At 52.7% G+C, this 24,696-nt stretch carries 18 protein-coding genes; 11 read left to right on the forward strand and 7 right to left on the reverse strand.

Annotated elements, in window-relative coordinates; genetic code table 11:
• Positions 1–145 precede the first annotated feature (145 nt).
• Complete coding sequence (locus ACJJII_RS10985; RefSeq protein ID WP_444919169.1) at positions 146–1,033, reverse strand: dTDP-4-dehydrorhamnose reductase family protein; 888 nt, start codon at positions 1,031–1,033, stop codon at positions 146–148.
• 162 nt (positions 1,034–1,195) lie between these two features.
• Positions 1,196–2,932, reverse strand: a complete 1,737-nt coding sequence (gene argS, locus ACJJII_RS10990; protein WP_444919170.1) for an arginine--tRNA ligase — start codon at positions 2,930–2,932, stop codon at positions 1,196–1,198.
• A gap of 145 nt (positions 2,933–3,077) precedes the next feature.
• On the opposite strand from argS, the gene sbcB reads away from it, so the two are divergent.
• The 4 genes from sbcB (at position 3,078) to ACJJII_RS11010 (ending at position 8,087) form a co-directional block, all read left to right on the forward strand.
• The gene (gene sbcB, locus ACJJII_RS10995) at positions 3,078–4,529 is read left to right on the forward strand and encodes an exodeoxyribonuclease I (RefSeq protein ID WP_444919274.1); all 1,452 of its coding nucleotides are present in this window, start codon (positions 3,078–3,080) and stop codon (positions 4,527–4,529) included.
• Between the two features lie 111 nt (positions 4,530–4,640).
• Positions 4,641–5,657 carry an aspartate carbamoyltransferase gene (locus ACJJII_RS11000; protein ID WP_413664546.1) on the forward strand — a complete coding sequence of 339 codons (1,017 nt, stop codon included), beginning with the start codon at positions 4,641–4,643 and terminating at the stop codon, positions 5,655–5,657.
• A gap of 195 nt (positions 5,658–5,852) precedes the next feature.
• Positions 5,853–7,259 (forward strand): NfeD family protein, encoded by a 1,407-nt coding sequence (locus tag ACJJII_RS11005; protein WP_444919171.1) that lies wholly within the window; start codon positions 5,853–5,855, stop codon positions 7,257–7,259.
• 63 nt (positions 7,260–7,322) lie between these two features.
• A complete protein-coding gene (locus tag ACJJII_RS11010; protein ID WP_413664548.1) occupies positions 7,323–8,087 on the forward strand; it encodes a slipin family protein in 765 nt (254 codons plus the stop codon).
• Positions 8,088–8,149: 62 nt separating this feature from the next.
• Here the strand turns inward: ACJJII_RS11010 and pgi are convergent, their stop codons facing one another.
• The 4 genes from pgi to nhaC all read right to left on the reverse strand — a co-directional run bounded on the left by pgi (position 8,150) and on the right by nhaC (position 13,281).
• The gene (gene pgi / locus ACJJII_RS11015) at positions 8,150–9,775 is read right to left on the reverse strand and encodes a glucose-6-phosphate isomerase (protein ID WP_444919172.1); all 1,626 of its coding nucleotides are present in this window, start codon (positions 9,773–9,775) and stop codon (positions 8,150–8,152) included.
• Positions 9,776–10,095: 320 nt separating this feature from the next.
• A complete protein-coding gene (locus ACJJII_RS11020; RefSeq protein ID WP_157533369.1) occupies positions 10,096–10,290 on the reverse strand; it encodes a hypothetical protein in 195 nt (64 codons plus the stop codon).
• Between the two features lie 464 nt (positions 10,291–10,754).
• Positions 10,755–11,795, reverse strand: a complete 1,041-nt coding sequence (locus ACJJII_RS11025; RefSeq protein WP_444919173.1) for a DUF3549 family protein — start codon at positions 11,793–11,795, stop codon at positions 10,755–10,757.
• A gap of 19 nt (positions 11,796–11,814) precedes the next feature.
• Complete coding sequence (nhaC, locus tag ACJJII_RS11030; protein WP_413665846.1) at positions 11,815–13,281, reverse strand: Na+/H+ antiporter NhaC; 1,467 nt, start codon at positions 13,279–13,281, stop codon at positions 11,815–11,817.
• Between the two features lie 313 nt (positions 13,282–13,594).
• On the opposite strand from nhaC, the gene ACJJII_RS11035 reads away from it, so the two are divergent.
• The 6 genes from ACJJII_RS11035 to ACJJII_RS11060 all read left to right on the forward strand — a co-directional run bounded on the left by ACJJII_RS11035 (position 13,595) and on the right by ACJJII_RS11060 (position 20,915).
• Positions 13,595–14,764 carry a 1-acyl-sn-glycerol-3-phosphate acyltransferase gene (locus ACJJII_RS11035; protein ID WP_413664551.1) on the forward strand — a complete coding sequence of 390 codons (1,170 nt, stop codon included), beginning with the start codon at positions 13,595–13,597 and terminating at the stop codon, positions 14,762–14,764.
• 92 nt (positions 14,765–14,856) lie between these two features.
• On the forward strand, positions 14,857–16,992 hold the full coding sequence (gene dinG, locus ACJJII_RS11040; protein ID WP_444919174.1) for an ATP-dependent DNA helicase DinG: 2,136 nt from the start codon (positions 14,857–14,859) through the stop codon (positions 16,990–16,992).
• Positions 16,993–17,083: 91 nt separating this feature from the next.
• Positions 17,084–17,407: a YqcC family protein gene (locus ACJJII_RS11045; RefSeq protein WP_444919175.1), complete on the forward strand. Its 324-nt coding sequence runs from the start codon at positions 17,084–17,086 to the stop codon at positions 17,405–17,407.
• A 232-nt stretch (positions 17,408–17,639) separates the two neighbouring features.
• Positions 17,640–18,323, forward strand: a complete 684-nt coding sequence (locus ACJJII_RS11050; protein WP_413664553.1) for an ATP-dependent zinc protease family protein — start codon at positions 17,640–17,642, stop codon at positions 18,321–18,323.
• A gap of 55 nt (positions 18,324–18,378) precedes the next feature.
• The gene (locus tag ACJJII_RS11055; protein WP_108731979.1) at positions 18,379–19,911 is read left to right on the forward strand and encodes an inactive transglutaminase family protein; all 1,533 of its coding nucleotides are present in this window, start codon (positions 18,379–18,381) and stop codon (positions 19,909–19,911) included.
• 8 nt (positions 19,912–19,919) lie between these two features.
• Positions 19,920–20,915 (forward strand): alpha-L-glutamate ligase-like protein, encoded by a 996-nt coding sequence (locus ACJJII_RS11060; protein WP_444892899.1) that lies wholly within the window; start codon positions 19,920–19,922, stop codon positions 20,913–20,915.
• A 59-nt stretch (positions 20,916–20,974) separates the two neighbouring features.
• Here the strand turns inward: ACJJII_RS11060 and ACJJII_RS11065 are convergent, their stop codons facing one another.
• The gene (locus ACJJII_RS11065; RefSeq protein ID WP_444919176.1) at positions 20,975–22,138 is read right to left on the reverse strand and encodes an acyl-CoA desaturase; all 1,164 of its coding nucleotides are present in this window, start codon (positions 22,136–22,138) and stop codon (positions 20,975–20,977) included.
• Between the two features lie 469 nt (positions 22,139–22,607).
• Here ACJJII_RS11065 and ACJJII_RS11070 point away from each other — a divergent pair, with 469 nt between their 5' ends.
• Positions 22,608–24,647, forward strand: coding sequence for an ATP-binding protein (locus ACJJII_RS11070; RefSeq protein WP_444919177.1), 2,040 nt, complete (start codon positions 22,608–22,610; stop codon positions 24,645–24,647).
• The last annotated feature ends 49 nt before the right edge of the window (positions 24,648–24,696 follow it).

The raw sequence follows: 24,696 nt of genomic DNA on the forward strand, positions 1-24,696 counted from the left end.
CAATCCAATAGCTCCTCCCTGATCTACTCGATTGCCACCTTGTAGCACCGTTTGTTGTATGAGTTAACGGTATTACACAGGTGTGAGCCGGAACATGGCCGGCAGCGATACTTCCCTGTAGCGCTTTATCTGAAAGCTATTTAAATCAGCCTTCAATAAATGGCTTTAAATTTCGTAATAGCTGTTGCTCCAGGGGTTCACTACCGTTAATTCCCATACCTGTCAGTTTTGATTTATCCAGCTGGCAATTGTAAGGGCGTGGCACTGTAAAATTGGGTTCGCTTTCAGCGCTCAGGTGTTCGGCATTCAGGTTACAAGCCTTGGCAATAATGTGTGCGAGTTCGTAGCGTGTGCAGGCCGTATCGCCACTCCACTGGTAAATGCCTTCAAAACTCATACCACTACGAATTTTTAGCAGGCATTGCTCCAATACTTCAGCCACTTCCTCAACACTGGTGGGAAAACGAATAGCCCAGTGATCCAACGTGACTGGCTTTTGCTTGCGCAAAGTATCCAGTAGGGCGGTGATGCCGGATTCCTCCAGATAGGCAACGGGCCCGAATAACCAGGGCAACCTCAATACCCAGTGACTTCCGTTATTCAGTACCGCCTCTTCCCCTGCCAATTTACTGCGGCCATAGAAGTTAACCGGGTTGGGATTGTCATCAGCTTTGTAGGGCGGAGTGCTGCCATCGAAAACATAGTCGGTGCTGATATACACTAATTGTGTATCATTTTCGTTACAGTATTTCGCCAGGAATTCCGTGCTGCTGACATTGAGCTGCCAGGCGGTGTCGGGGCTGTCGGCGCATCGATCAGGCCAGCGCTCGGCAGCGCAGTGAATGACAATATCGGGATCAACCTGTTGCAGGCAGGTCTTCACCGCTTCGCTATCGGACAAGTCCAGGCGAATTAAATTTTCTCCCGCGCGGGAAAAGGCGGTACCGGTAACAGAAAAAACCGGATTGCTGGAAAGCTGTTTAAATACACTGCGCCCCAATAGGCCGGAGGCGCCGGTAATCAGTATTTTCACGGGTGATTTCCTTTTGTCAGGCTGGCGGGAAACGTGTGGCCTGAGTGGGATAAAAGATGGTGCAGGATGGTTGGGTAGGCCACAACTGAAGGCCGCCTACCCGGGTGCTGCCCGGTTTGCCTATCTGAAAAGTTACAGAAGGTGATACCGGGCTGGAGCAATTTACATCTGCTCCATCACTTCAATGCCAAGCAGGTCGAGGCCAGTAGCGATAGTGCTGGCTACTAGATTACATAATTGCAGGCGGCTGTGCTTCTGCTGTTCACTTACGCCTTCTTTCAATACTGGGCAGGCTTCGTAGAAGCTCATATAGGCGCTGGCCAGTTCGTACAAGTAGGTGCAGAGTACGTGCGGGAAGGTATCTTTGGCTACCTGGTCCAGTACTTCGCCAAATTGGCTCAGTTTAATTGCCAGGGCGCGTTCCTGCGGGCTTTCCAGTTGGATATCGCCCTTGAGCTCGCTCGGCTCAATACCGGCTTTGCGGAAAATACTGCGTACGCGGGTGTAAGCATACTGTAGGTAGGGGGCGGTATTGCCCTCAAAGCTCAGCATGGATTCCCAGCTGAAGATGTAATCGTTAGTGCGGGTCTTACTTAGGTCCGCATATTTCACCGCGCCGATGCCCACCTTGCGCGCGATTTCTGCACAGGTTTTTGCATCCAGCTCTGGGTTTTTCTCAGCCACCAGCTTCTCTGCACGCTCTACTGCTTCATCCAGGAGGGCTGCCAGTTTTACGGTGCCGCCGGTGCGGGTTTTAAATGGCTTACCGTCGTCGCCCATCATAGTGCCAAAAGCGCAATGCTCTAGAGAAACCGACTCCGGCAGGAAGCTCGCTTTGCGTGAGGCGACAAAGGCCTGCTGTAGGTGCAGGGATTGGCGAGCATCAACAACATATAGGATACGGTCGGCACTGAGTTGGTTGGCACGGTAGCGGATAGCGGCCAGGTCGGTGGTGGCATACAGGTAGCCGCCGCCTTTCTTCTGGATAATCATCGGGCTGGGGTTGCCTTCCTTATCGGCCATCTCTTCCAGGAAAACAACGATCGCGCCCTGGTCTTCAACAGCGATTCCATTATCCAACAGCTCTTTTACCAGCACCGGCAGATCATCGTTGTACTGGCTTTCAGCGTAAACGTCTTCCTGTTTGAGGGTGACATTCAGCTTGGAGTAGATTTCTTCGCAGTGGCTGATAGAGATATCAATAAACTGCTTCCACAGTTTCAGGCACTGCTCATCTCCGCCTTGCAGTTTTACAACGTATTCACGGGCGCGATCGGCAAAGCCCTCTTCGTCATCAAAGCGAACCTTGGCTTCGCGGTAGAAGACTTCCAGATCGGCCAGTGCCACTTCTGCATCACTGTCTGCCAGCTTGTCGGAAAGGTGTGCCAGCAACATGCCGAATTGGGTGCCCCAGTCGCCCATATGATTTTGGCGAACTACTTTGTGCCCCTGGAACTCCAACAGTCGTGCCAGGGCATCACCGATAATGGTGGTGCGCAGGTGGCCTACGTGCATTTCTTTGGCCAGGTTGGGATGGGAATAGTCGATGACTACGGTCTTGGGCTCTTCAACCGAGGCGATATTCAGGCGCTTATCGCCTTGGGCGGACAATAGTTGCTGGCTCAGCCACTGCTCACTCAGATGGATGTTTAAGAAGCCAGGGCCTGCGATCTCGACCTTTTCGATCATATCGCCTTTATCCAGCTGCTCAAGGATCTTGCCAGCCAGCTCGCGCGGGTTGGTGCCCATGCGCTTGGCAGCGCCCATAGCGCCGTTGGCCTGGTAGTCGCCAAACCCGGCCTTTTTCGCAGGTGCCACAATCGGGCCGCATTCTTCGGGGATACCGGCGGCGAGCATGGCGGCCTGGAATTTGTCGGTGAGGAGCTGGCGAATATTCATAGAGTGAAGTGCTGTCTTAAATTCGTGGAAACGCCGAATTTTAATGGGCGGTGGCGGCTTTGCAACCAGCGTTGGCAAAGGAGTTGGTCCGGAGTGCTCGAAATCTCGACTTGGGTGTCCAGACGAAGAGGTTCTCGGTGGTATGATGCCGCCAAATTATGGAGGTACCGTGAGTTCTACCACACTTTATTGGCACGATTATGAAACCTGGGGTACAGACCCGGGTGCCGACAAGCCGGCGCAGTTTGCCGGTATCAGGACCGACGAAGAATTGAATATCGTCGGTGAGCCATTGATGATTTACTGCCGCCCTTCAATGGACTGCCTGCCGCAGCCGATGGCGAGCCTGGTGACTGGCATTAGCCCGCAGAAAGCCCTGGTCAATGGAGTGCCGGAAATAGAGTTTATCCAGCGCATCCTCGCCGAACTGGGTGCGCCGGGCACCTGTGGGGTGGGCTACAACAGTTTGCGTTTTGATGACGAGGTAACTCGCTACACCCTTTATCGCAATCTGCTCGATCCCTATGAACGGGAATGGCGCTCCGGCAACAGCCGCTGGGACATTATTGATATGGTGCGCCTCACTTACGCCCTGCGCCCAGAGGGAATCCAGTGGCCCACCCGTGAGGACGGTGCGCCGTCCTTCCGCCTGGAAGAATTGACCGCTGCCAATGGGATCTCCCACGAGGGCGCCCACGATGCGCTGTCGGATGTGCACGCCACCATTGATATGGCGAGGCTGATCCGCAAACAGCAACCAAAGCTGTACGATTATGTGTTCCGCCTGCGCCGCAAGCAGGAAGTAGCCAAGATGATCGATATGCGCGAGCGCCGTCCGCTATTGCATATTTCCGGCAAGGTCTCTGCTAACCATGGTCACTTGACCTATGTGATGCCCTTGGCCAGTCACCCGGTTAACCGCAATGCGGTTATTGTTGCCAACCTGGCGATGGACCCCGAGCCGTTGCTCAGCCTGGATGCAGACACTCTGCGAGAGCGCCTGTACACCTCTCGCGACAAGCTGGGTGAGGGCGAGTTGCCGGTAGGGCTGAAACTGGTGCATTTGAACAAGTGCCCGGTATTGGCGCCCGCAAATATGCTGGATGACAAGCGCGCCGCAGAGCTGGGTATCGATCGCACAACCTGTGAGGCGAACTGGCAGAAGCTCAAAGATATCGATTTGACGGAAAAGCTGCACAACGTATTCCTGGATCGGGAATTCCCTGAGAGAGATGTGGAAGCGGACCTTTACGGTGGATTCCTCAGCGACTCTGATCGCGATATCTGCCGTGAACTGCACCGTGGACTGGCGGCCCGAGGTCCGGAAGCTTTGGCGGGTGAAGTGCCTTTCACCGATAAGCGCCTACCCGAGCTGCTATTCCGTATGCGGGCGCGCAATTTTCCCGAGACCCTGTCTGAGGAAGAGCACCAGCGCTGGCAGATCTGGTGTTTCCAGCGCTTAACTGACGCTACTGCCGGGGCTTCAATCACCCTGGAAGATTACTTCCGCCAGCTGTCTGAGCTGCGGGTGCAGCACCCGGAGCGCATCTCCCTGATTACAGAGCTGGAGAACTGGGGCGATAGCTTACTCGCCTAATGTGTCGAATCACGTCAGCGGCTGTTCTTCCACTGGGCTCTTTCCTGGTGCCCGAGTAGAATGCCGCTCGCGAATACCCGGCGCCCACAAGGCGCAACCACTGGAGTAACCATGGACTTTATCGGAGCCAATATTCTGTCGGTCAGCCAATTTGAGCGCGCCGACATAGAGCGTGTATTTGATGTAGCTGACGCCATGACCCCCTATGCACAGCGTGAAAAGGTAACGCGTGTATTGGAAGGGGCGATTCTCGGCAATATGTTTATGGAGCCGAGCACCCGTACTCGCCTGAGTTTTGGAGCCGCCTTTAATCTGTTGGGCGGTACTGTACGTGAAACGGTAGGAATTACTGCCAGCGCTATGGCAAAGGGCGAATCCCTTTACGACACTGCTCGAGTGCTATCGGGCTATAGCGACGTGATTTGTATGCGCCACCCAAAAGAAGGGTCGGTGGCTGAGTTTGCTGAAGCGAGTCGTGTGCCGGTGGTCAACGGCGGCGACGGCGCCAATGAACACCCCACCCAGGCACTGTTGGACCTCTACACCATTCGCAAGGAACTGGCTGCGCACGGTCGCACCCTGGATGATTTTCGTATCGCCATGATCGGCGACCTCAAGCACGGCCGCACGGTGCACTCCCTGTGCAAACTGCTGTGTTTGTTTGGCAAGGTGCAGATTACCCTGGTTTCTCCACCGGAACTGGCGATGCCGGAAATGATTGTGGAGATGCTGCGCGGGGCGGGGCACGAGGTGACGGTTACGGATCAGCTGGAATCCTCTATCTCCCATGTGGATATTGTTTACTCCACCCGTATCCAGGAAGAGCGTTTCGCCTCTCAGGAAGAGGCCAACCGCTACCGTGGGCGCTTCCGCCTGAATAAGGCTATTTTTACCCGCCACGCAGAGCCTAACACGGTAATTATGCACCCCCTGCCACGGGATTCACGGGCAGAGGCGAACGAACTGGATACCGACCTGAATGAACATCCGAGCCTGGCGATTTTCCGCCAGACCGACAATGGCTTGCTGGTGCGTATGGCTCTGTTTGCTATGTTACTGGGTGTTGAGAATCAGGTAGATAAATATTCCCGCGATGTGAACTGGTATAGCCGACGCAATCGGGTATAAAACTACTCAACTGGGCGTAAATCCCGGTGGAAATAAACAAGGCCCCGGCTAATTCTGTTAATCTGATGGAATTAGCCGGGGTTTTTTGTTTCCGGTTTAGGGTGTCGTGAATGCTAAAGTGATTTTGCTTGTTCGCTGTGGCACTCAATATCCAAATATTGGCGTTGAGCCAGATGTCGCATCAGGGATGGATGCATGTCGAAGCAGAATTCGCCCGTTTTGTTCTTTCGCAGCCTGGTTTTCCTGGCGCTGCTGCTCAGCCTTTTTGTGTGCAAAAGTGCCGCCCAGGAAGAGCCCTTTCCCCATGTAGCCATACTCAAAATTGATGGCGCCATAGGTCCCGCGACGACTGATTATTTCAAGCGGGCTACGCAGGAGGCTGTGGACCAGGGCGCAGAGTTGGTGATTCTGCACCTGGATACCCCTGGGGGGTTGGATGCGGCTTCGCGGGATATCATCCAGCATATCCTTGCGTCTCCTATCCCTATTGCCACCTACGTTTACCCCTCCGGCGCGCGCGCTGCCAGTGCGGGAACTTATATTCTCTATGCCAGCCAGATCGCCGCTATGGCTCCTGCTACCACCTTGGGAGCGGCTACGCCAGTGCAGATTGGCGGACCTCAAGGCACACCTATGCCGGGGGGAAAGCAGGAGGAAGAGAAAAAAGAAAAGGCGGAAGACAGTGAGGATGGAGAAAAAGAAAAACCGCTTGCGGGAACGGCCATGGAGCGCAAAGTCGTTAATGACTCAGTCGCGTTTATCCGAGGATTGGCACAGCGCCATGGGCGCAATGCAGACTGGGCGGAAAAAGCTGTACGCGAAGCAGCGACCCTGACGGCCCCAGAAGCGTTAAAAATGAATGTTATCGATATTGTTGCGGATAATGATGATGATTTATTGCGCCAGGTTGCCGGTCGAAAAGTATTGCTTGATACCGGTGATTATACGATTCCGGAGAATATTGCCGAGCTACAAAGTGAAAGTTACGAGCCGGATTGGCGCAATGAATTACTGGCCCTGATTACCAATCCTCAAGTGGCCTATATTTTGTTATTGGTGGGTATTTACGGGCTTATTTTTGAGGGCTATAGCCCCGGTGCTTTTGTTCCCGGGATTGTTGGTGTTATCTGCCTGTTACTGGCATTTTATGCCTTGCAAGTTTTACCGATTAATTACGCTGGTCTTGCATTAATTATTGTTGGCGCATTGCTGATTGTGGCAGAGGTTTTCATGCCGAGTTTCGGCGCCTTGGGGATCGGCGGAATTATTGCATTGGTGATTGGCTCTGTAATGCTTATTGATAGTGATGTGCCGGGAATGCAGGTTTCCAAACAGCTGATTGGGGCTATTGCCGGTGTAAGTGGTGTCTTTTTATTGATGTTGTTGACCGCTGTTGGACGCAGTTTACGCCAGCCGAAAGTCCCGGCAGACCAGGCTTTTGTTGGACGCTCTGCAGTGGTAAGTGAAGTTAAGGGTGCAGAGATCTTGGTGCATCTCGATGGAGAGATTTGGCAGGCGACCTGTAACCAGCCTCTGAAGGTGGGTCAGAAAGTTAGAGTAGTGGCCCAACACGGTATGGTTTTACGGGTAGAGGTGGAATAGGCAGGGCAATCAATTGAGCTAATGAAAGCGCTCAACAGTTAAGGTGGGATTAAGGAGAGTCCAATGATGCTCAGTTATTTTTTTGGGATACTGGTAGTCGCACTCATATTGCTGCTGATGTATGCCATTCGTATTTTGCGGGAGTATGAGCGCGCGGTGGTATTTTTCCTGGGACGTTTCCAAACAGTGAAAGGGCCAGGGCTGATTATAATCATCCCCATTGTTCAAACTATGGAGCGCGTGGATCTGCGCACTGTGGTTATGGACGTACCCACCCAGGATGTTATCAGCAGGGATAATGTCTCAGTTAAAGTCAATGCAGTGGTTTATTACCGGGTAATTAATCCACAGTCTGCAATTATTAATGTGGAATTTTATCACGAGGCTGTAAGCCAGTTAGCGCAAACTACATTGCGTTCGGTGCTGGGTAAGCACGAGCTGGATGAGATGTTATGTGAGCGAGACAAGCTTAATGTGGATATCCAAAAAATACTCGATGAGCAAACAGATGCCTGGGGTGTAAAAGTTACTAATGTAGAGATTAAACATATCGATCTTGATGAAAGTATGGTTCGGGCTATTGCACAGCAGGCAGAGGCGGAGCGCGCGCGGCGGGCTAAAGTTATACACGCAGAGGGGGAGGCGCAGGCGGCTTTAAAGCTGACTGAAGCAGCGAATCAATTATCGAAAAATGCCAACGCGATTACTTTGCGCTATATGCAAACCATGATTGATATTGCTGGCGCAAATAACAGCTCTACAATTGTATTTCCGTTGCCACTGGATCTAATTGAGCCAATGCTGAAGCGGGGCTCTGCATCCAGTTAACGATGTCCTTAAACAAAGATCAAAAAAGGCCGCACTAATTAGTGCGGCCTTTTTTGTAGAGTTTAGAGCAGCTTTTTCATCAGGCTGCGGGTTGAACTATCCCAGTCATCCTGAGGAATTTCACCCTTGGCAGCCTTATGGATTTTTGAACTCAACTGCTTACCCAATTCGACGCCCCACTGATCAAAGGGGTTGATCCCCAGCAGGCAGCCGCCAACGTAGACCTTGTGCTCGTACAGTGCCAGGAGCGAGCCCAGGTGGAAAGGATCTAACTTTTCAAGGATCAGGGTGTTGCTGGAGCGATTGCCAGGAATCACTTTATGTGGGGCCAGGGCGTGAGCCTCACGATGAGTGTGACCAGCTTCTTCCAGCTCCTGGCGGGCCTCATGCAGGCTTTTGCCTCGCAGTAGCGCCTGGCTCTGGCTTATACAGCAGGCTTGCAGCCAGCGGTGCTGTTCAAGAAGTTCAGATGTCGGCTCCTTGACCGCGATAAAGTCTGCTGGAATAAGGTCGGTTCCCTGATGCAATAATTGGTGGAAAGAGTGTTGGCCGTTTGTACCTTCACTGCCCCAGATAACGCTGCCGCTGGGGTAGCCCAGCGCCTGCCCGTCCTTGTCGACACTTTTACCCAGGCTCTCCATATCCAGCTGCTGTAACCAGGCGGGGAATTGGGCCAGGCGCTGCGCGTAGGGCAGCACGACGTGGCTAGTCGTATGCCAGCACTGGCGGTACCAGAACTGGGTCAACGCCATCAGTACGGGTAGATTGGATTCCAATGGAGCCGTGGCGAAGTGCTGGTCCATTGCATTGGCGCCTTGCAGAAGCTGTTCAAAAACTTCATAGCCACAAGCGAGAACTATGGGCAGGCCGATTGCAGACCAGAGTGAGTAGCGACCACCCACCCAATCCCACATTGGGAAAATATTCTCAGGAGCAATTCCGAAATCCTGAGCAGCAGTAATATTACTGCTCACCGCAACAAAGTGTTTGGCCAACTGCGACTCATCGCAACCGGCAGATAACATCCAACGGCGTGCGGACAGCGCATTTTCACGGGTTTCCAAGGTGGAAAAGGACTTGGAAGCAATCACAAAAAGGGTTTCTTCCGCATCGATACCTGCCAGGGTATCACTGAGGTCTGCACCATCGATATTTGATACGAAGTGCACATCGATAGAGTCTTTGTGCCAAGGGCTGAGGGCCTCTACCGCCATGCGCGGACCCAGGTCGGAACCACCGATACCGATATTCACGATATGGCGGATCGGTTTATCTGAGAAGCTGCGCCAGCTATGGTTGTGTACCGACTCGGCAAACTGTTTCATTTGCTCGCGGCAATCTTTTACCGCGCGCTCTTGTTCAGTTTTCGGTTGCCCCTGAAATCGCAGTGCGGTGTGCAGGGCAGGGCGGTGTTCGGTATTGTTGACAATGGCCCCGTTCACTAGCGCAGTAATTTGGTTGTTCAGACCCTGCTCTTCTGCATATTCCAACAGCAACTTAAGGGTGTCTTCACGCAAGTGGTTCTTACTGTAATCCAGATAGATTCCGGCTGCGTCTGAGCTGAACTTATCTGTCCTTTGGGGATCCGTTGCAAACAGCTCTCTCAAGGACCACTTATGTTGGTCAAAATGGGACTTCAACCGTGAGATTGCCGCTACACGGCTTAAAGCCAGGGTTTCACTAGTCATGGTATTCGGTTTGTTCTCTTCTGAGCCTTTTTATTGCCACTTGGCTAAAACGTACACAAATCAAATTTTATTTATTATTTCTGGGCGGCAATGCTAACGGCATTTTCTTTGCCGGGCCAGCGCCGCGGGCATCACAGTCTATTACAGGGAGTGTTTCGAGATAAGGAACTGTGTGGGGAAAGACAAATGCCGCTCGTTAGAGCGGCATTTTGTGGTGATCCATACTAAATAAGGCTTTGTAAATCGGGTATCTGTCAGCGGTGATTTGGTCAAAACTTCATTTAGTATGAATCACCACGCTGTCGGGCAAGAAAAAGATTTTACTTGACCACCTTCATGCAGCGCACTCTGTCGGAAGCCATCCAGCAGTCGGCATCTGCAGGACAAGCCATGGATAGAGGAATTTGTTCAGCGCCGGGTGGGCAGTAAGCTGGAGGTGCCGGAGGGCTACAGCAACCTGCAAGAACCAGTGCACTGATAATTCCAATTAAGTACTTGGCTGGAGTGAAATTCATCCCCTAACTCCTTTCCGTTGATGTTAGCCATTAGCATAGCCAATAAAACGTCACCTGTTGGTCAGCTTTGTAAAATCTGTTCTACAAAGGTACCGCCTATTTGAGTGTAATAGGCGTTGGGTTTAAATGTCTGTCAATGATCAAGTTATGAAAAGAGGTGCGCCAATTTATTTTAAAAAACTACTTAAATAAGGGGTTTTTTAAAAAATGTGGTTTGTGCTGACCGTTTTTTATGGTGAATTTCGGTTGTTTAATCTACGCGCTGAAACTGATCGCGCCAGTTTTGAGGCAGACTCTAAGAATTATTATTGTGGCTGACAATGCCGTTTGATGGATTGGGGAGTTTTTTTGTGATGCAAAGAAAATGGTTTCACGAGTAAGAGTTTTTTCTGTTAAAAATTCTCACTCGTGAAAGTAGCTTTAATGGGTGAGGGAGCACCAGCTGAGGCGTTATCTTTAGGCCTTCAGTGTGTCGGTTTGGGTCCGTGCAAAAAATTGCCAAAGGCTACTGCGAGACTTTCTTTTCTTGCCGGGTCACGGAGAGCACTCAATAGGGCGATTCGCACTTTCGGAATGAACATTAAATCGGAAAGCAGTAAGTTAAAAGTCTGCTGGTCAGCGGCCAGCTTGCCAACCCACTGTGCGGCCAATTCTTGTCCTTCCAAATCTTGGACGCAGCGACTGCCTATTGCGGCCAGGACTTCTTTATTCCGGTTGCTGGCATCTTCAGCCAAAAGTGACTGTATAAATGCCTGTCGCAATCCTGTGGCTGGTGAGTGAGAGATACCCCTGATAGCAGCCGCGGCCACGGATATATCCGGCGTGCTTGCAGTTAGTTCCTGCTCTGCTCGCTCAATAATGGCTGCCGCAAGACGGTGGTCGACCGGCTGGTTTTCCAGGCAATGGCAAAGGTTAATAAAAACCGGAGCTGCGACTTTGCCAATCTGGCGCATTAACAAAGTGCTTTCTTTTTCCCAGCGCACGGCCAAGTCGGCGACCCCTTGCAGCGCGAGGTTGTCCCAGCGGTGATTTTCCGGGTCGCCAAAATAGCGCAGGACAGGCTCGTAATGTTCGCTGGGCTGGCGGCCCAGCAGAAGCGCTGTTTGGGAGTGGAATGCTGCCTGCCGCTCAGTTGACGGGGTAAACAGCAAGCCACTTTGCTGCAGCAGCTGGTCCAGCTGCGCAGCAGATTCAGAAGCGGGCCCCTGCTTGAGCTCCTGTGCCAGAGCTCGAAGCAACCCATCTCGGGCTTGAAGTTGCAGTTTGCCCTGCTCGTCCAGCGGAAAGCGCAGGAACCAGACGATGGGTTCACCGCCTTCGGCTGGTTGCAGCAGCAGGCCCGTCCAGGCCTGGCGCAAGTATGGGTGTGGCCAGGGAGCCAGACCTGCTTCGAAGGATGCCGCAGTGGATTTCGAAACCGACTGCAAGCGCCGGCCCAGATCGAACCAGCGCAATTTGAAGTCAGCCTGCTCGATCAGGACGCTTAGGGTACCGCTTTCACTCATAGGGGTTTTGTCTATTTCCTTAAGATGCCGTAGCCGCTACAGAAATGGGCTTCTGTTTAAAGTGCAGCCAGCCATAGGCGATCGCCAACAGAGGGCAGATAATATTGAATAGGGCAAAAGGTAAATACTCCCAGGTAGCAATACCCAGTGTTGCCGCCATAAAGGCACCACAAGTATTCCAGGGAATCAGCACAGAGGTGATGGTGCCGGAATCCTCGAGGGTGCGAGACAAGTTAAGCCCGTGTAGGCCCTTTTCCTTGAAGGCTTCGCGGAACATACGGCCCGGAATAATAATCGCCATGTACTGATCGCCTGCGGCCAGGTTCATTCCAAAGCAGGTGAAGACGGTGGCAGTTACCAGGCCGCCCACTGTTTTAACCAGTGACAAAACTCCCTGGACGATGACCTGTAGGAATCCGGCCCGCTCCATAGCGCCGCCGAAGGCCATGGCGGAGGTGATCAGCCATACGGTGTTGAGCATGCTGCTCATACCACCTTTGGACAGTAATGCAGCCACGTTCTCGTTGGTGGAAGTGGACTTATAGCCGTCGAACAGACTGTACCAAGCGCCCTTCAGGGGGGCTAAAGCACCTTCACCACCACCGAGTCGACGGGCGGCTTCCGGTTCGAAAATCAGTGCGATGGCACAGCCAACCAGGGAGCCGATGATCAATGTTGGGAAAGCGGGGACTTTGCGCCAAGCCATTGCTAGTAACAAGATCAAAGGCAGCAGGCTAACCAGGGAAATTTTGAACTCGCTGCTAAGGGCGGTGAGCAATGATTCGATATCAGTTGCGGAGGCAGAACTGGCTTCAGAGGTAAAACCCAGGAAAGCGAAAACTGCCAGGGCGATCGCGAAGGCCGGGATCGCTGTGGACATCATATGGCGAATATGCTGGAACAGATCATTGGATGTTACCGCTGCGGCCACGTTGGTAGTGTCAGATAGCGGAGACATCTTATCGCCGAAGTAGGCGCCAGAGATTACGGCTCCGGCAGTGACCTCAAGGGATAGGCCCAGAGCGCCGGCAATTCCCATCAGTGCCACACCCAAGGTGCCCGCTGTGGTCCAGCTGGAGCCAATACTCAGTCCTACTACGGCACAAATAATACAGCTGGCGGCGTAGAACCACTGTGGCGACAGAATCTGCACGCCGTAATAGATCATGGAAGGCACTGTGCCGGCCAGAATCCAGCTACCGATAAGTGCACCTACAGACAGCAGGATCAGAATAGCGCCAAATACCAGGCCAATGCCATGGAGCATCCCACCTTCCATGTCGTTCCAGCTGTGTCCGTTCTTCATCCCCATCAGGGCCACAACGCAGGCACAGAGCAGTAGCGCTATTTGATTGGGACCGTAGGAGGAGTCTGCACCGTAGAAATATACGGATAGTGACAACAGGGCGACGAGAATCCCGAGAGGGATCAGGGCGTCCGTTAAGCTGGGAGCGCGCGGCTCTGAGCTGGGGTTGGATTGAGACAAGGTGAACTCCTGCTTGACTGCGTGGCTAGCGCCGTATTCGTTATCGTTGTTTTGCCGTCGGCGGCGGTTAATAGCCTTATTCTCATAGCTTGGGGCGGTGAAGTCCACTTTGTATCATCGCACCATCGCTGTATTTTGGCGTTGACTTGGTCGTCGAAACCGGATTTATCACTGTGGCCAACTATCCGGTCGGGTCCAGTGCTGGCAGTTCGTCGACGCTTCCGGTATGTTCTGCGCCCAGTAGTCCCGGCTGATCCAGCCGCAAAATAAATAAGTGCGGGCCGTCTGAGGCAGGCCCGACAGGTAGTATTTCATGAGAGCAAGTGAGTTAGACCCCTCTCAATTCGAGGATATGCGCCCCTATCGCGATGATGAAGTGCGCGAGGTTATCAAAAGGCTAATTGCCGACCCGGAAATGTCCCACGCAGCGGCGCATTTCCTTGTCCCCAAACTGGCTCAGCTGGAGGGCGCCGTCGCCTGGTTGGTACGTCAGTTTCTGCGCTTTGAACTCCGCAATGTTCGCAATGTGCGGGATCTTCAAGAGATTGTCGGCAAATATATGGAGAAGGTGATCAAGCGCACCACCTCCGGCCTGAGCATTTCTGGTCTGGACACCCTGCCCAGGGATCGCGCCTGCCTGTTTGTCAGCAATCACCGCGACATCGCTATGGACCCGGCGCTGATGATTCAGGCGATGTTCCGCGAAGGGCATGAGACCTCCCGCATTGCGATTGGAGACAACCTGCTCAGCAAGCAGTTTGCCAGCGACCTGATGAAGTTGAACAAGTGCTTCACCGTGGTGCGCAGTTCTGGCAGTCGTCGGGAAAAGCTGCAGGCAGCAACCCAGTTGTCCAATTACATCTATCACTCCATCGTCAACGATAACGAGCATGTGTGGATCGCACAGCGTTCCGGGCGCGCCAAAGATGGCCTGGATCGCACCAATCCAGCACTTTGCGCCATGTTCGCCATGACTAAGGACCGGGAAACGCCCTTTGCCGATTTTTGGCGCAAGTTGCACATTGTTCCGGTGTCTATTTCCTACGAATGGGACCCCTGTGATGCACAGAAGGCCAAGGAAATTTACGTTACCGAGCACAAGGACGAGTACAAGAAGGGTAAAAACGAGGACTTGGCCTCGATTGGTAAGGGCATTGTCGGTCACAAAGGCCGTGTACATGCCGCCTTCGGCACGCCGATTGAAGGTGATTTTAACGATGTAAACAGCCTGGCTGAAGAAATAGATCGCCAAGTTATCGGCAACTACACATTGCATCCATCCAATATGATTGCCTACGAGATGGTTTACGGTGAGGTTCCGCAATTACCGGTGGGATATCCGGCTAAAGCCTGGGACCCCGCTGCACATAAAGAAGAGCGGGAGAAGTTTGAAGCGCGCATGGCTCGGGTCGATGAGCGCTGGCGCGACAAGGCTATTCAGGCCTACGCCAATCCCGTGGTATCTCGCCTCGCCTATGAGTAAGGCCCGCTGAGTTCAGAAGCTGGTGGGGAGAGGGCGCTTAGTGGATAATAGCGCCCCCTGCGCCAGCCACTTAGTGAATAGACCTCACCCCCGTGCTCAACGAAAAACACAAAAGCGCCATTCAGGGCGCCTATAGCCAATTTCTGTCTGGCCGAGGGCTGAAAGCCCGCTACGGGCAGAAGCTGATGGTAGCCGCCATTGCCCGCTCCCTGGGTTCCATCGCCCAGAATGCCAGTGGTGAGCGCGATAGCGACAAGACTGATGGCGAGCATATCTGTGTGGTTGAAGCGGGTACGGGTACCGGTAAAACCGTAGCTTACCTTCTCGCCTCTATTCCCCTGGCCCAGGCCCAGGACAAGACCCTGGTGATATCCACCGCTACGGTGGCCCTGCAGGAACAGATTATCCACAAGGACCTGCCAGAAGTTGCTCGTCACAGTGGGCTCAAATTTGAGTTTGCCCTGGCGAAGGGCCGTGGCCGCTATCTCTGCCTATCCAAGTTGGATCAACTCTTGTCCAGCTTTTCTGCCTCCGGCACCGGCCTTTCCCTTGGTCTCTATGAAGATGAACTCCCGCAGGTGGAAGCGGAGAGTGTCGCTCTCTACCAGAAGATGACGGATAGCCTGACATCGGGTACCTGGGATGGCGATCGGGATAACTGGCCGGATACGATTGAGACGGATGATTGGAGTCGGGTTACCACTGACCATCGCCAGTGCAGTGGCCGCCGCTGCCCCCATGTCACCAATTGCAGCTTCTTCCGAGCGCGAGAGAGCCTGGGCAAGACACAGGTGATAGTTGCCAACCACGACCTGTTGCTGGCGGACCTGGCCCTGGGTGGTGGCGCGATTCTTCCGCCCCCGGAAGAGACTATCTATGTACTTGATGAAGCTCACCATCTACCGGAAAAGGCCCTCAATCATTTCTCTCACCACAGCCGCGTAGGGGCTTCCACCGGCTGGTTGGATCAAACCAATAAGGCCCTGGGGCAGATGCTGGGTGAGATTGGTGACGGCGCCCAGATCGACCGCTGCGGCGAGCAGCTGCCGGCGGTTCTCACCTCTGCCAAGCAGGGGTTGGAGCAGATGTGGCCGCTGATTGAAGAGCTGTGTGAATTTGAAGATGAGCGGGGCAATACCATTCGCCATCGCTTTGAAGGTGGGGTAATCCCCGATTCCATGTCGCAGCTGGCGGAAAAGCTGCGGGAAGACTTTGATGAGTTGGAAAGCCTGCTCAGCAAGATGTTGCAGACCGCCCAACGCATGATGGAGGACGGCCACTCGCCGGTACCCCTGGCAGATCTGGAACGCTGGTACCCCCAGTTGGGCAGTTGGCATGGGCGCGCTGAGGCCAATCTTCTGTTGTGGGCGAATTACGCCCGTGCCGATGCTGATGGCGCATTGCCCCAGGCGCGCTGGGTCACCCTGGTGGACTGGGGCGGCTCCACAGATTTTGAGGTTTGCAGCTCACCGATACTCGCAGGCAAAACCCTGGAGTACAGCTTGTGGCGCCGCTGTTACGGCGCGGTACTGACTTCGGCCACACTCACAGCTTTGGGGAAATTTGATCGTTTGCAAATGCGTGCCGGTACTCCAGACAATGCCAGCTATCAGATGGTGCCGAGTCCTTTCGATTTTTCCCGTGCAACACTGCAAGTGCCCCCGGAAGCTGTAGATGCGGGCAATGCAGAGCAACACACAGACGCCATTATCGATGTGTTGCCAGACCTGTTGAAAGGGGAGGGTGGCGCTCTGGTACTGTTTTCCTCCCGGCGCCAGATGGAGACGGTTTACGAGGCGCTCCCTGGTACCTGGCGCAACCGAATCCTGATGCAGGGGCAGCAATCCCGCCAGCAGTTGCTGGATAGCCACCGTGAGATTATCGATGGCGGTGGCAGCAGTATCCTGTTCGGGCTTGCAAGTTTTGCCGAGGGGTTGGACTTGCCTGGTGACTACTGCCGCCACGTGGTTATTGCGAAATTGCCTTTCGCGGTGCCCGATGATCCGATTGAGGCGGCGCTGGCGGAGTGGATTGAAGCTAAGGGCGGCAATCCATTTATGCAAATCACAGTGCCGGATGCAGCCCTAAAATTGGTGCAGGCCTGCGGGCGCTTACTGCGGGCAGAAGGGGACAGCGGCACAGTCACTTTGCTGGATCGCCGGGTGGTTACCCGTCGCTATGGTCAGGCAATACTCAATTCACTGCCGCCCTTTAATCGAAAAATTTAGAAAATCTTTGGTCGTATTTGCGCTGTTACTCAGATTGGGCAGGTGGCTATTGCGTATTATCACGGCTGTAAATGTGAAGGTTCTATGAGTTATGCAACCTATTTATTCTGAAATCGCTGATCAGCTCCTGTTCCTCGAGTCCGAACTGCGCAGCCTGCAGGTTTGGCAGGATAATGCGCCGCCTGCAGAAGCCCTGGCCAGCACCGAGCCATTTTGTGTGGATACTTTGACCTTGCCCCAGTGGCTTCAATTTATTTTTTTGCCGCGCATGCAGGTCCTGATTGAAGGGGAGATGCCCCTACCGGGCCAGTGCGGTATTGCTCCGGTTGCCGAAGAGTTCTTCAAGGGGCGGGATGATGCTGCGACACTGCTGGCTATTTTGGAAACTATCGACCAGCGCCTGCAGCAGGGCTAACCAGCTTCTGATTCCCTTAGCCCAGTGCTCTCAATCACTCTGGGCGGCATGTCACATTGTTAGTGTTGAGTCCCGCGACTCGGCGGACATCGCTGTGCAGTGGCCGCGCTCATGAGCTAATATCGACCTTTTGCCTGAGGCGGGGAGCAATTTCTCCGTCAGATAAGCGAACACCGCGCGTTTGTAGCGGTCCGAATGGCATTGCTAATGGGGCTTGAGGTAATTGGTCGGTATGCAGAGATTTTCCCTTCTGTGGTTAATGTTGACGCTTTCGGTGCTCGCCGGTTGTGAGTCACTGATGTATCCGGGGCGGGACAGGGCCGCTCAACCAGCGGAAGTTGCACCACCGGTAGAATCACCAGATTCTGCAATGCAGTGCCCAGAGCCTGCGGAAGTGATTTGTGCGGAACCGGAAGTGAAGGTTGTTGAGCGGGTAATCGAACGAACTGTAGAAAAAGTAGTCGAAGTGCCCGTTGCCAAAGATAAGTTGGTTTTGGGATCGGTAGAAGAAGTGGCCATAGAGCCTCCCGGCCTGATCCTGGAATCCGTTGTCGATACAGGTTCACCAACCTCCACACTGCGGGTCAGGAAGCTGACTCCGTTCGAGCGGGATGGCAGGGACTGGATTAGGTTCCAGATTGTTCAGTCGAGCAAAATGGACCCTGTCTCGGTAGAGTTGCCGATAAAACGCCATGTTCGAGTGGAGCGCCTGGGCTTTGATAATCAGCGCAGGCCGGTAGTGGAGCTTAACCTGACCGTTGGGCGTATAACCCACCAAGTCGAAGTTAACCTGACCGATGAGGGCGGCTCTGATTTATTGATGCTGCTGGGACGCAACTTCCTCAAAGATGCCGCTGTTGTCGATGTGAGCCGGCGCAATGTCCAGGGCCAACCCCAAATAGATGGGGTTAAATAGGCCAGTTATCCAATTGGGTTCCTAATTGGGACCTCAGAGTTACGGGGAATGGCGAATGTCGCCGCGTGTCCAAGTTTATGTAATTGCGGCGTTACTCGCATTGGTAGGAGCAGGCCTGACCGCCTATAAAAACCTCGAGTTGGGTTTTCCGCTGTTGCCGGGTGAGTACCGCACCGTGTGGACCATCGAAGCAAAAGTGGGCTTCGATGCCGATGGCGGTCCGGTAAAGGCCGCACTGACCCTCCCGCGCGAGCAGCGCAATATGGAAATACTGGGGGAGACCTTCAGCTCCTCCGGTTTTGGTTTCTATATCGCGAGAGAAGATGATGCCTATCGGGCCATTTGGTCTCGCCGGGCCGCAAGAGGCCCCCAATCTCTCTTCTATCAGCTGGATGTTTACCAGCGTCCCGGTGCCGCGCTGGCGCAGCCTCTGGATCTGAGCACTGAGATACAAAAACCCTTCCTGGGGGCCCGTGAGCAAGAAGCGGTGCGCTTGGCGATTTATTCCCTGGTTGAGCAGGCTCGTGAGCGCTCTTCCGATGTGGAATCTCTAACTACCCAATTACTATTCGAATTGAATGACGATGAGAATCAGGATCGCAACCTGATCTTCCGCCATTACGCCGACCGCTCTTTTGTAGATGTTGCCTTGCTTGTACTGGCCACAGCCGATATCCCCGCCCACCGTATTCGCGGCCTCTACCTGGAGGATGATCGACGTCGACTATCTCCAGAAGATCTGCTTGAGGTCTATGATGGCAAGCGTTGGATCGTGTTTGAACCCAGCAGTGGCCAGCCAGGTGTGCCGGAAAATTTCTTTATTTGGCAGCGCGGTGGCAAGAGTCTTTTGGATCTTGAGGGCGGTCGTAACTCTCAAGTGACTTTCTCTGTGATTGCCAATGATGTCCCAGCTCGCGATGTCTCTATGCGCAGCACCAAGGATGAGAAAGATGCGCTGGTGGATTTCTCGATCTACAGTTTGCCCATTGAGCAGCAGAGTATTTTCAAGCTGATCCTGCTGGTGCCTGTGGGGGCCCTGGTGGTGGTGCTGCTGCGTGTATTCGTGGGCCTGCGCACCTCCGGTACCTTTATGCCGGTACTGCTGGCAATTGCCTTTATCGAAACCCAGTTGATTACCGGTTTAGCAATTTTTACTTTGATCCTGATCCTCGGCCTTTGGGTGAGGTTCTATCTTAGTAGGCTCAATTTGCTATTGGTGTCGAGGATCGCCGCCGTCGTGGTGACGGTGGTGATAATAATGGGGGCAATCAGTGTGGTCAGCTATAAGCTGGGCATTGAGCAGGCTCTTACAGTGACATTCTTCCCGATGATTATCCTTGCCTGGACTATCGAGCGTATGTCGATTGTGTGGGAAGAGGATGGCCCCTACGAGGTGGTGGTGCAGTCCGGGGGCAGTTTGTTAGTGGCGATACTGGCTTGGTGGGTAATGACCAACCGCTATATTGAGCATTGGACGTTCAACTTCCCCGAGTTACTGTTGGTATTGCTGGCCTTTATTCTGGTGGTGGGCAACTACACCGGATATCGACTCAGTGAGTTGATGCGTTTCCGTCCGCTGGTTCGCTAGGGGGCGTTATGCTGCAGTTTTCAGTTAAGCATATCTTCAATAAAGTTCGCGGCGGAGTGGTATCTCCGTTGACCCTGCGCCGCATGGGGGTGTTAGGGATGAACGCGCGTAATATTGACTATATTGCGCGCTATAACGACCGCAAAAAATATCCCATCGTCGACGACAAGCTAAACACTAAGCGCGCGGCTAAAAAAGCGGGAATTCCTGTACCCGAGTTGATCGAGGCATTTGAAAGCCCTGCCAGCCGCAAGCGAGTTATGGAGGTGATTGACCCTCTATGGCAGTTTGTAATCAAGCCGGCACGGGGCTCGGGTGGTAAAGGTATTCTCGTTATTGCCGGTCGCAATGGCGACAAATATAAAAAGATATCCGGTGCTGAAATTGATGCGCTGGATATCTTGCGGCACGTGAGCAATATTCACAGCGGCCTCTACAGTCTCGGTGGCAAACCCGACAGGGTGATGGTGGAGGCCCTGGTGGACTTTGACCCGGTCTTCGATCGCTACTCTGTTGAGGGTGTGCCTGATGTGCGGGTTATTGTTTTTCGCGGTTATCCGGTGATGGCCATGCTGCGCTGCTCAACCCACGCCTCAGATGGTAAAGCCAATTTGCACCAGGGCGCTGTAGGTGTTGGTATTGACCTGGCCACGGGCAAAAGTTGTCATGCGGTAATGCGCGGGTTGCGAATTGACCAGCACCCGGATACTGAAGTGCCTTTCGATGCATTGCAGGTGCCAGGTTGGTACGAGCTGGTCCGCTTGGCGGCAAGCTGTTACGAAATGACTGGGCTGGGTTATTTAGGCTGTGACATTGTCCTGGATCGTGAACGTGGCCCGCTCTTATTGGAGGCCAATGCGCGCCCGGGATTGGCAATCCAAATTGCTAACGGTGTTGGCTTGCGCGAGCGCTTGGGCTTTATCGAAAAATTTGATGAAGAAATGTTCAGAAAAAATGTGGATGAACGGGTGGCATTTTCCATGCGCAAATTTGCCAGCGACTAGGAAAGTCCGCTAATAGTTTATCGATTTTATTATCTTGCGAAGCAATACCTATTGTCTGGTTAGGGGATGGCTGCCCCTTCGTTTGGTCGAATTTTTTCAATTAGAATCTTTAGCCGCTTTCCTTGCATTTTGAGTCCATATTCAAGTTCTTGGATTTTCGTTTGGATCGAAGTGAGTTCCCACTCGCTGGGTGGCTGACCATGTTTTTCTCCATGGCGTAAAAATTGAAGGGATTTCCAGTTCTTCAATAACTTGGCGAATCCACGAGCCTCACTTTCCAGAATCTCTTGCCAGCTCTCTTTATCTTTAATCTTTTCAATTTTCTCCCTGGCTTGTTTGAAAAGCTGCTCTACCTTTACTTTTTGGATCTGAATAGGTGGAGCAACCCTTAAATTATAGGTGAGTCCAACAAGGCTCAATGATTTGATCAACCATTTGGTAGGGTCATACTGGAACCAGCGAATACCACTTCGATAATCTATCTGAAAGGTGTGGTGATAATTGTGATAACCCTCGCCAAATACAAATAGGTTGAGGAAAGCGTTATCTCTTGCGCTGATTGATCCCTTATAGGGGCGCCGGCCCCATAAATGCCCAAATGAGTTAATCATAAAAGTCGTGTGATGATTAACCACAAGGCGCAATACTCCGGCCAGCAAAACCATACCAAGAACGTCTCCAGTAATGATCCCCAAGATTATAGGTAGGCCAAGGTTCATGGCGATAATGATGGGAACATAGTTATTGTGTTGCCACATTACCAACTTGTCCCTTTGAAGATCCTTAACATTTTTGTAATCGAGATAACTGCTGGGATATTCGTGCATCATCCAGTCCATATGGGAGAACCAGAAGCCGCGCCCTGCTGAATAGGGGTCTCGATTGTTATCGTCGATAAATTGGTGATGGTATCTATGGCTTGCACACCAATTTAAAGTGGTGTTTTGCATGGCTGCCGCACTGAATAAAATAAATAAAAGTCGAATTGACCAGTGGGCTTCGTAGCTTTTGTGTGACCACAACCTGTGATTTCCTGCTGCTATAGAAAAGCTGCAAAGTGCACCAAAAATGGCAAATGCAAGCCATTGATACCAGTGGTACCCGTAGACAAATCCATAAATCGGTACTGCGGTAAGTGCTAACAAACCTGTGCTGGCAAATAAAATTGTGGGAATCCAAAAACGTTTTCGCTGATTGCTGGAACTTAGAGGAGTTGCGTTCATAGCAGGCCCCTTTATTGAGGATTGCCCATGACTATTTTGAAATAGGGGTGGAAGTATTTCCTTTGGCCAGATTTTACTTTTTCTTCGTAGCTTTTCACTTGAGTGCATTGTTTTGGTGCATTTTGGCCATCTGAAGGATCGCATTGGTTCGCTATTCCACAGAAGCGCTGGAGTATGAAAGCTAAGGCCTTAAAAAACGCTGTTTTAAAAGTTGGCATAAGGGTTGCATTGGTAAATGTGCGGGGCAAAGGACCCGCATTTCGGGAGAGTTTCTTAGGGTTATGGCAAACCATTAACACTGGGTGACTTCCCGTTTTCTCTCATCATCGCTGATTACGGCCCCGCATTGCGGGGCCTTTTTTTTGCCCCCACTTTGCGCAAAGCTCATAATGCTTTAGTTTAGGGTCTCCCCAGGCGTTCCCAAATTTGACGGCCCCGGGAGAGAGGCTCTCTTTTATGGCAAGGATGCATGAGCCAGGTAATTAATGAGCTAATTTCGATAGTCGAGCCCTGTGTGTCAGAGTCACTAACCCCAAATCCGTCCAGCGCAGTGTTCCAGTTGGCAACCAGCGATGAGCTCTCTTCTTTGGATGCATCGCGCCTGCCTCGTCATACCGCTTGTTTGCAAGATTTGTTTTTAGATTCAGATTGCGGGTTGTGGGAGTGGCATCCGGATTCCGGTGCCCAGCGTGCTCAGGGTGAAATTTGGCTCCTGTTTGCAGAAACTGCAGAACTCTCTTTGACTTCCCTGTGGACGGGTGATGAATTGCGTTCGGTTCACTCTGATGAGCGGGATCGAATTATCACTGTGCGGCGTCGTCTTACCAATAAAGGTGGACACTTCGATACTACTTTTCGGGCCTACGACAGTCTCGGTCAGTTGCGCTGGTTACGATTGCGGGGACGCGCAATAAACCTCGAGGATGACAGTGGATTTGTTGTGATTGGAAGTTGCGCTGACTTCACTGAAACCTTGGCCCAGCGCTACCTATCCAACCTGCCTGGCGAGCGCCCCTTACAAACACTGTCTGGAGTTGGCGATGGTTTATGGGAGTGGGATCTACGCGCAGATGAAATGGTGCTTGATGATGCCTGCTGGGGGATTCTGGGTTATGAAGTGAGCCCGATACGCAGTATCGGTATTTCAGCCGCGGAGCAGTGGAAGGCTCGAATTTTAGCGGAGGACTTCCCTCGGGTTGAGCAGTCCATGCGGGATCATGTGCGCGAGGGGTTACCGCTCGATGTGGAATTTCGCATCTGGCGTTCGGATAGCAGTGTGGTTTGGGTTCGCTGCCGCGGCAAGGCCCAATTAAATAGTCGCGGTCAGCCCGTGCGGGTGTTGGGAGTTTTACAAGACGTCAGCCGCAGCCGGGAAAGACTTTCGCAAATGGAGCGGGAGTTGGAGTTGCAGCGGGAGGAAAATGCGCATCGGGCAGATTTATTATTTAGCCTGAGCCATGAATTACGCACGCCACTTAATGCAATTTTAGGTTACAGCCAAATTGTCGAATTAGATCAGAGTCTCAACGCAGACCAGCGTCAGCGCTTATCCGAAATTCGTCGCGCGGGGCAGCATTTATTGCATTTGGTCGGCGATGTATTGGAGCTGGCCAGAATCGACAGTAGGCGTTTGGGCCCCTCGATGGAATTAATTCGTCCGGCCGATTTGGTTGCAGAATGTAAACGTTTACTCGAGCCCCTGGCTGAAACCCGTCGCGTAAATTTGATGTTTGAGCCTCTCGGCTGGGAGTCCGCTTATATTTGTGCGGACCCTGTGCGCTATAAGCAAGTTGTATTGAACCTGGCGGGCAACGCGGTGAAATACAATCGTGAAAATGGCCGTGTCATTATTAATTTTACGCCGCAGGCCGATGGCTGGTTGAGGCTGAATATTTTGGATACCGGCAAGGGGATTGCAGCAGAGAGGCGCAAAGAAGTTTTTGAGCCCTTTAACCGTCTGGGGGAGGAAAAAGGTCATATCGAGGGTACGGGTGTCGGTCTTGCAATTGCCAAGCGTCTGGCGGAGGCGATGGGGGGGCGGATCGATTTTGACAGTCAGGAAGGGCAGGGGTCAGTATTTTGGGTTGAATTCCCAATGGTTGATGCTGCGGAGTCTTTCCTGTCATTTGCAAGTTCTGTTGATGCCCCGTCAACATTACCCGATTGTAGATTGCTGCTAGTCGATAACCGTCCTGAAAGTGTGGCTCAGGTGGAAAAACTTTTGCAGGGGGCGCCGCAAGTACAGCTTTCTGTGGCCGCAGATGTTGTTGAGGCCATATTTATGGCGCGTACCCAAGCACCGGATGTGGTGTTGTTTCACAATACCTTACCGGGAATGTCGGTTGGGGATTTGGTAAGTATCCTCAAGCAGGATCAAGTCACTCAAAAAACCTGTTTGGTGGTTATGGGAGGAGAGGCTTCCTCGGGGGTGACAACCGCTTTGCCGGATAACTTTGATCGACCGCAGCTTGCGCGAGTTTTGATGGAGTGTTTGACGGGGAAGAGGTGAGTTGGACTTTTGGAATCAGCACCCCGGCATCTTATTTGCCGGAGTGCCG

It is taken from the genome of Microbulbifer maximicatervae (SeqCode) (assembly GCF_052467825.1).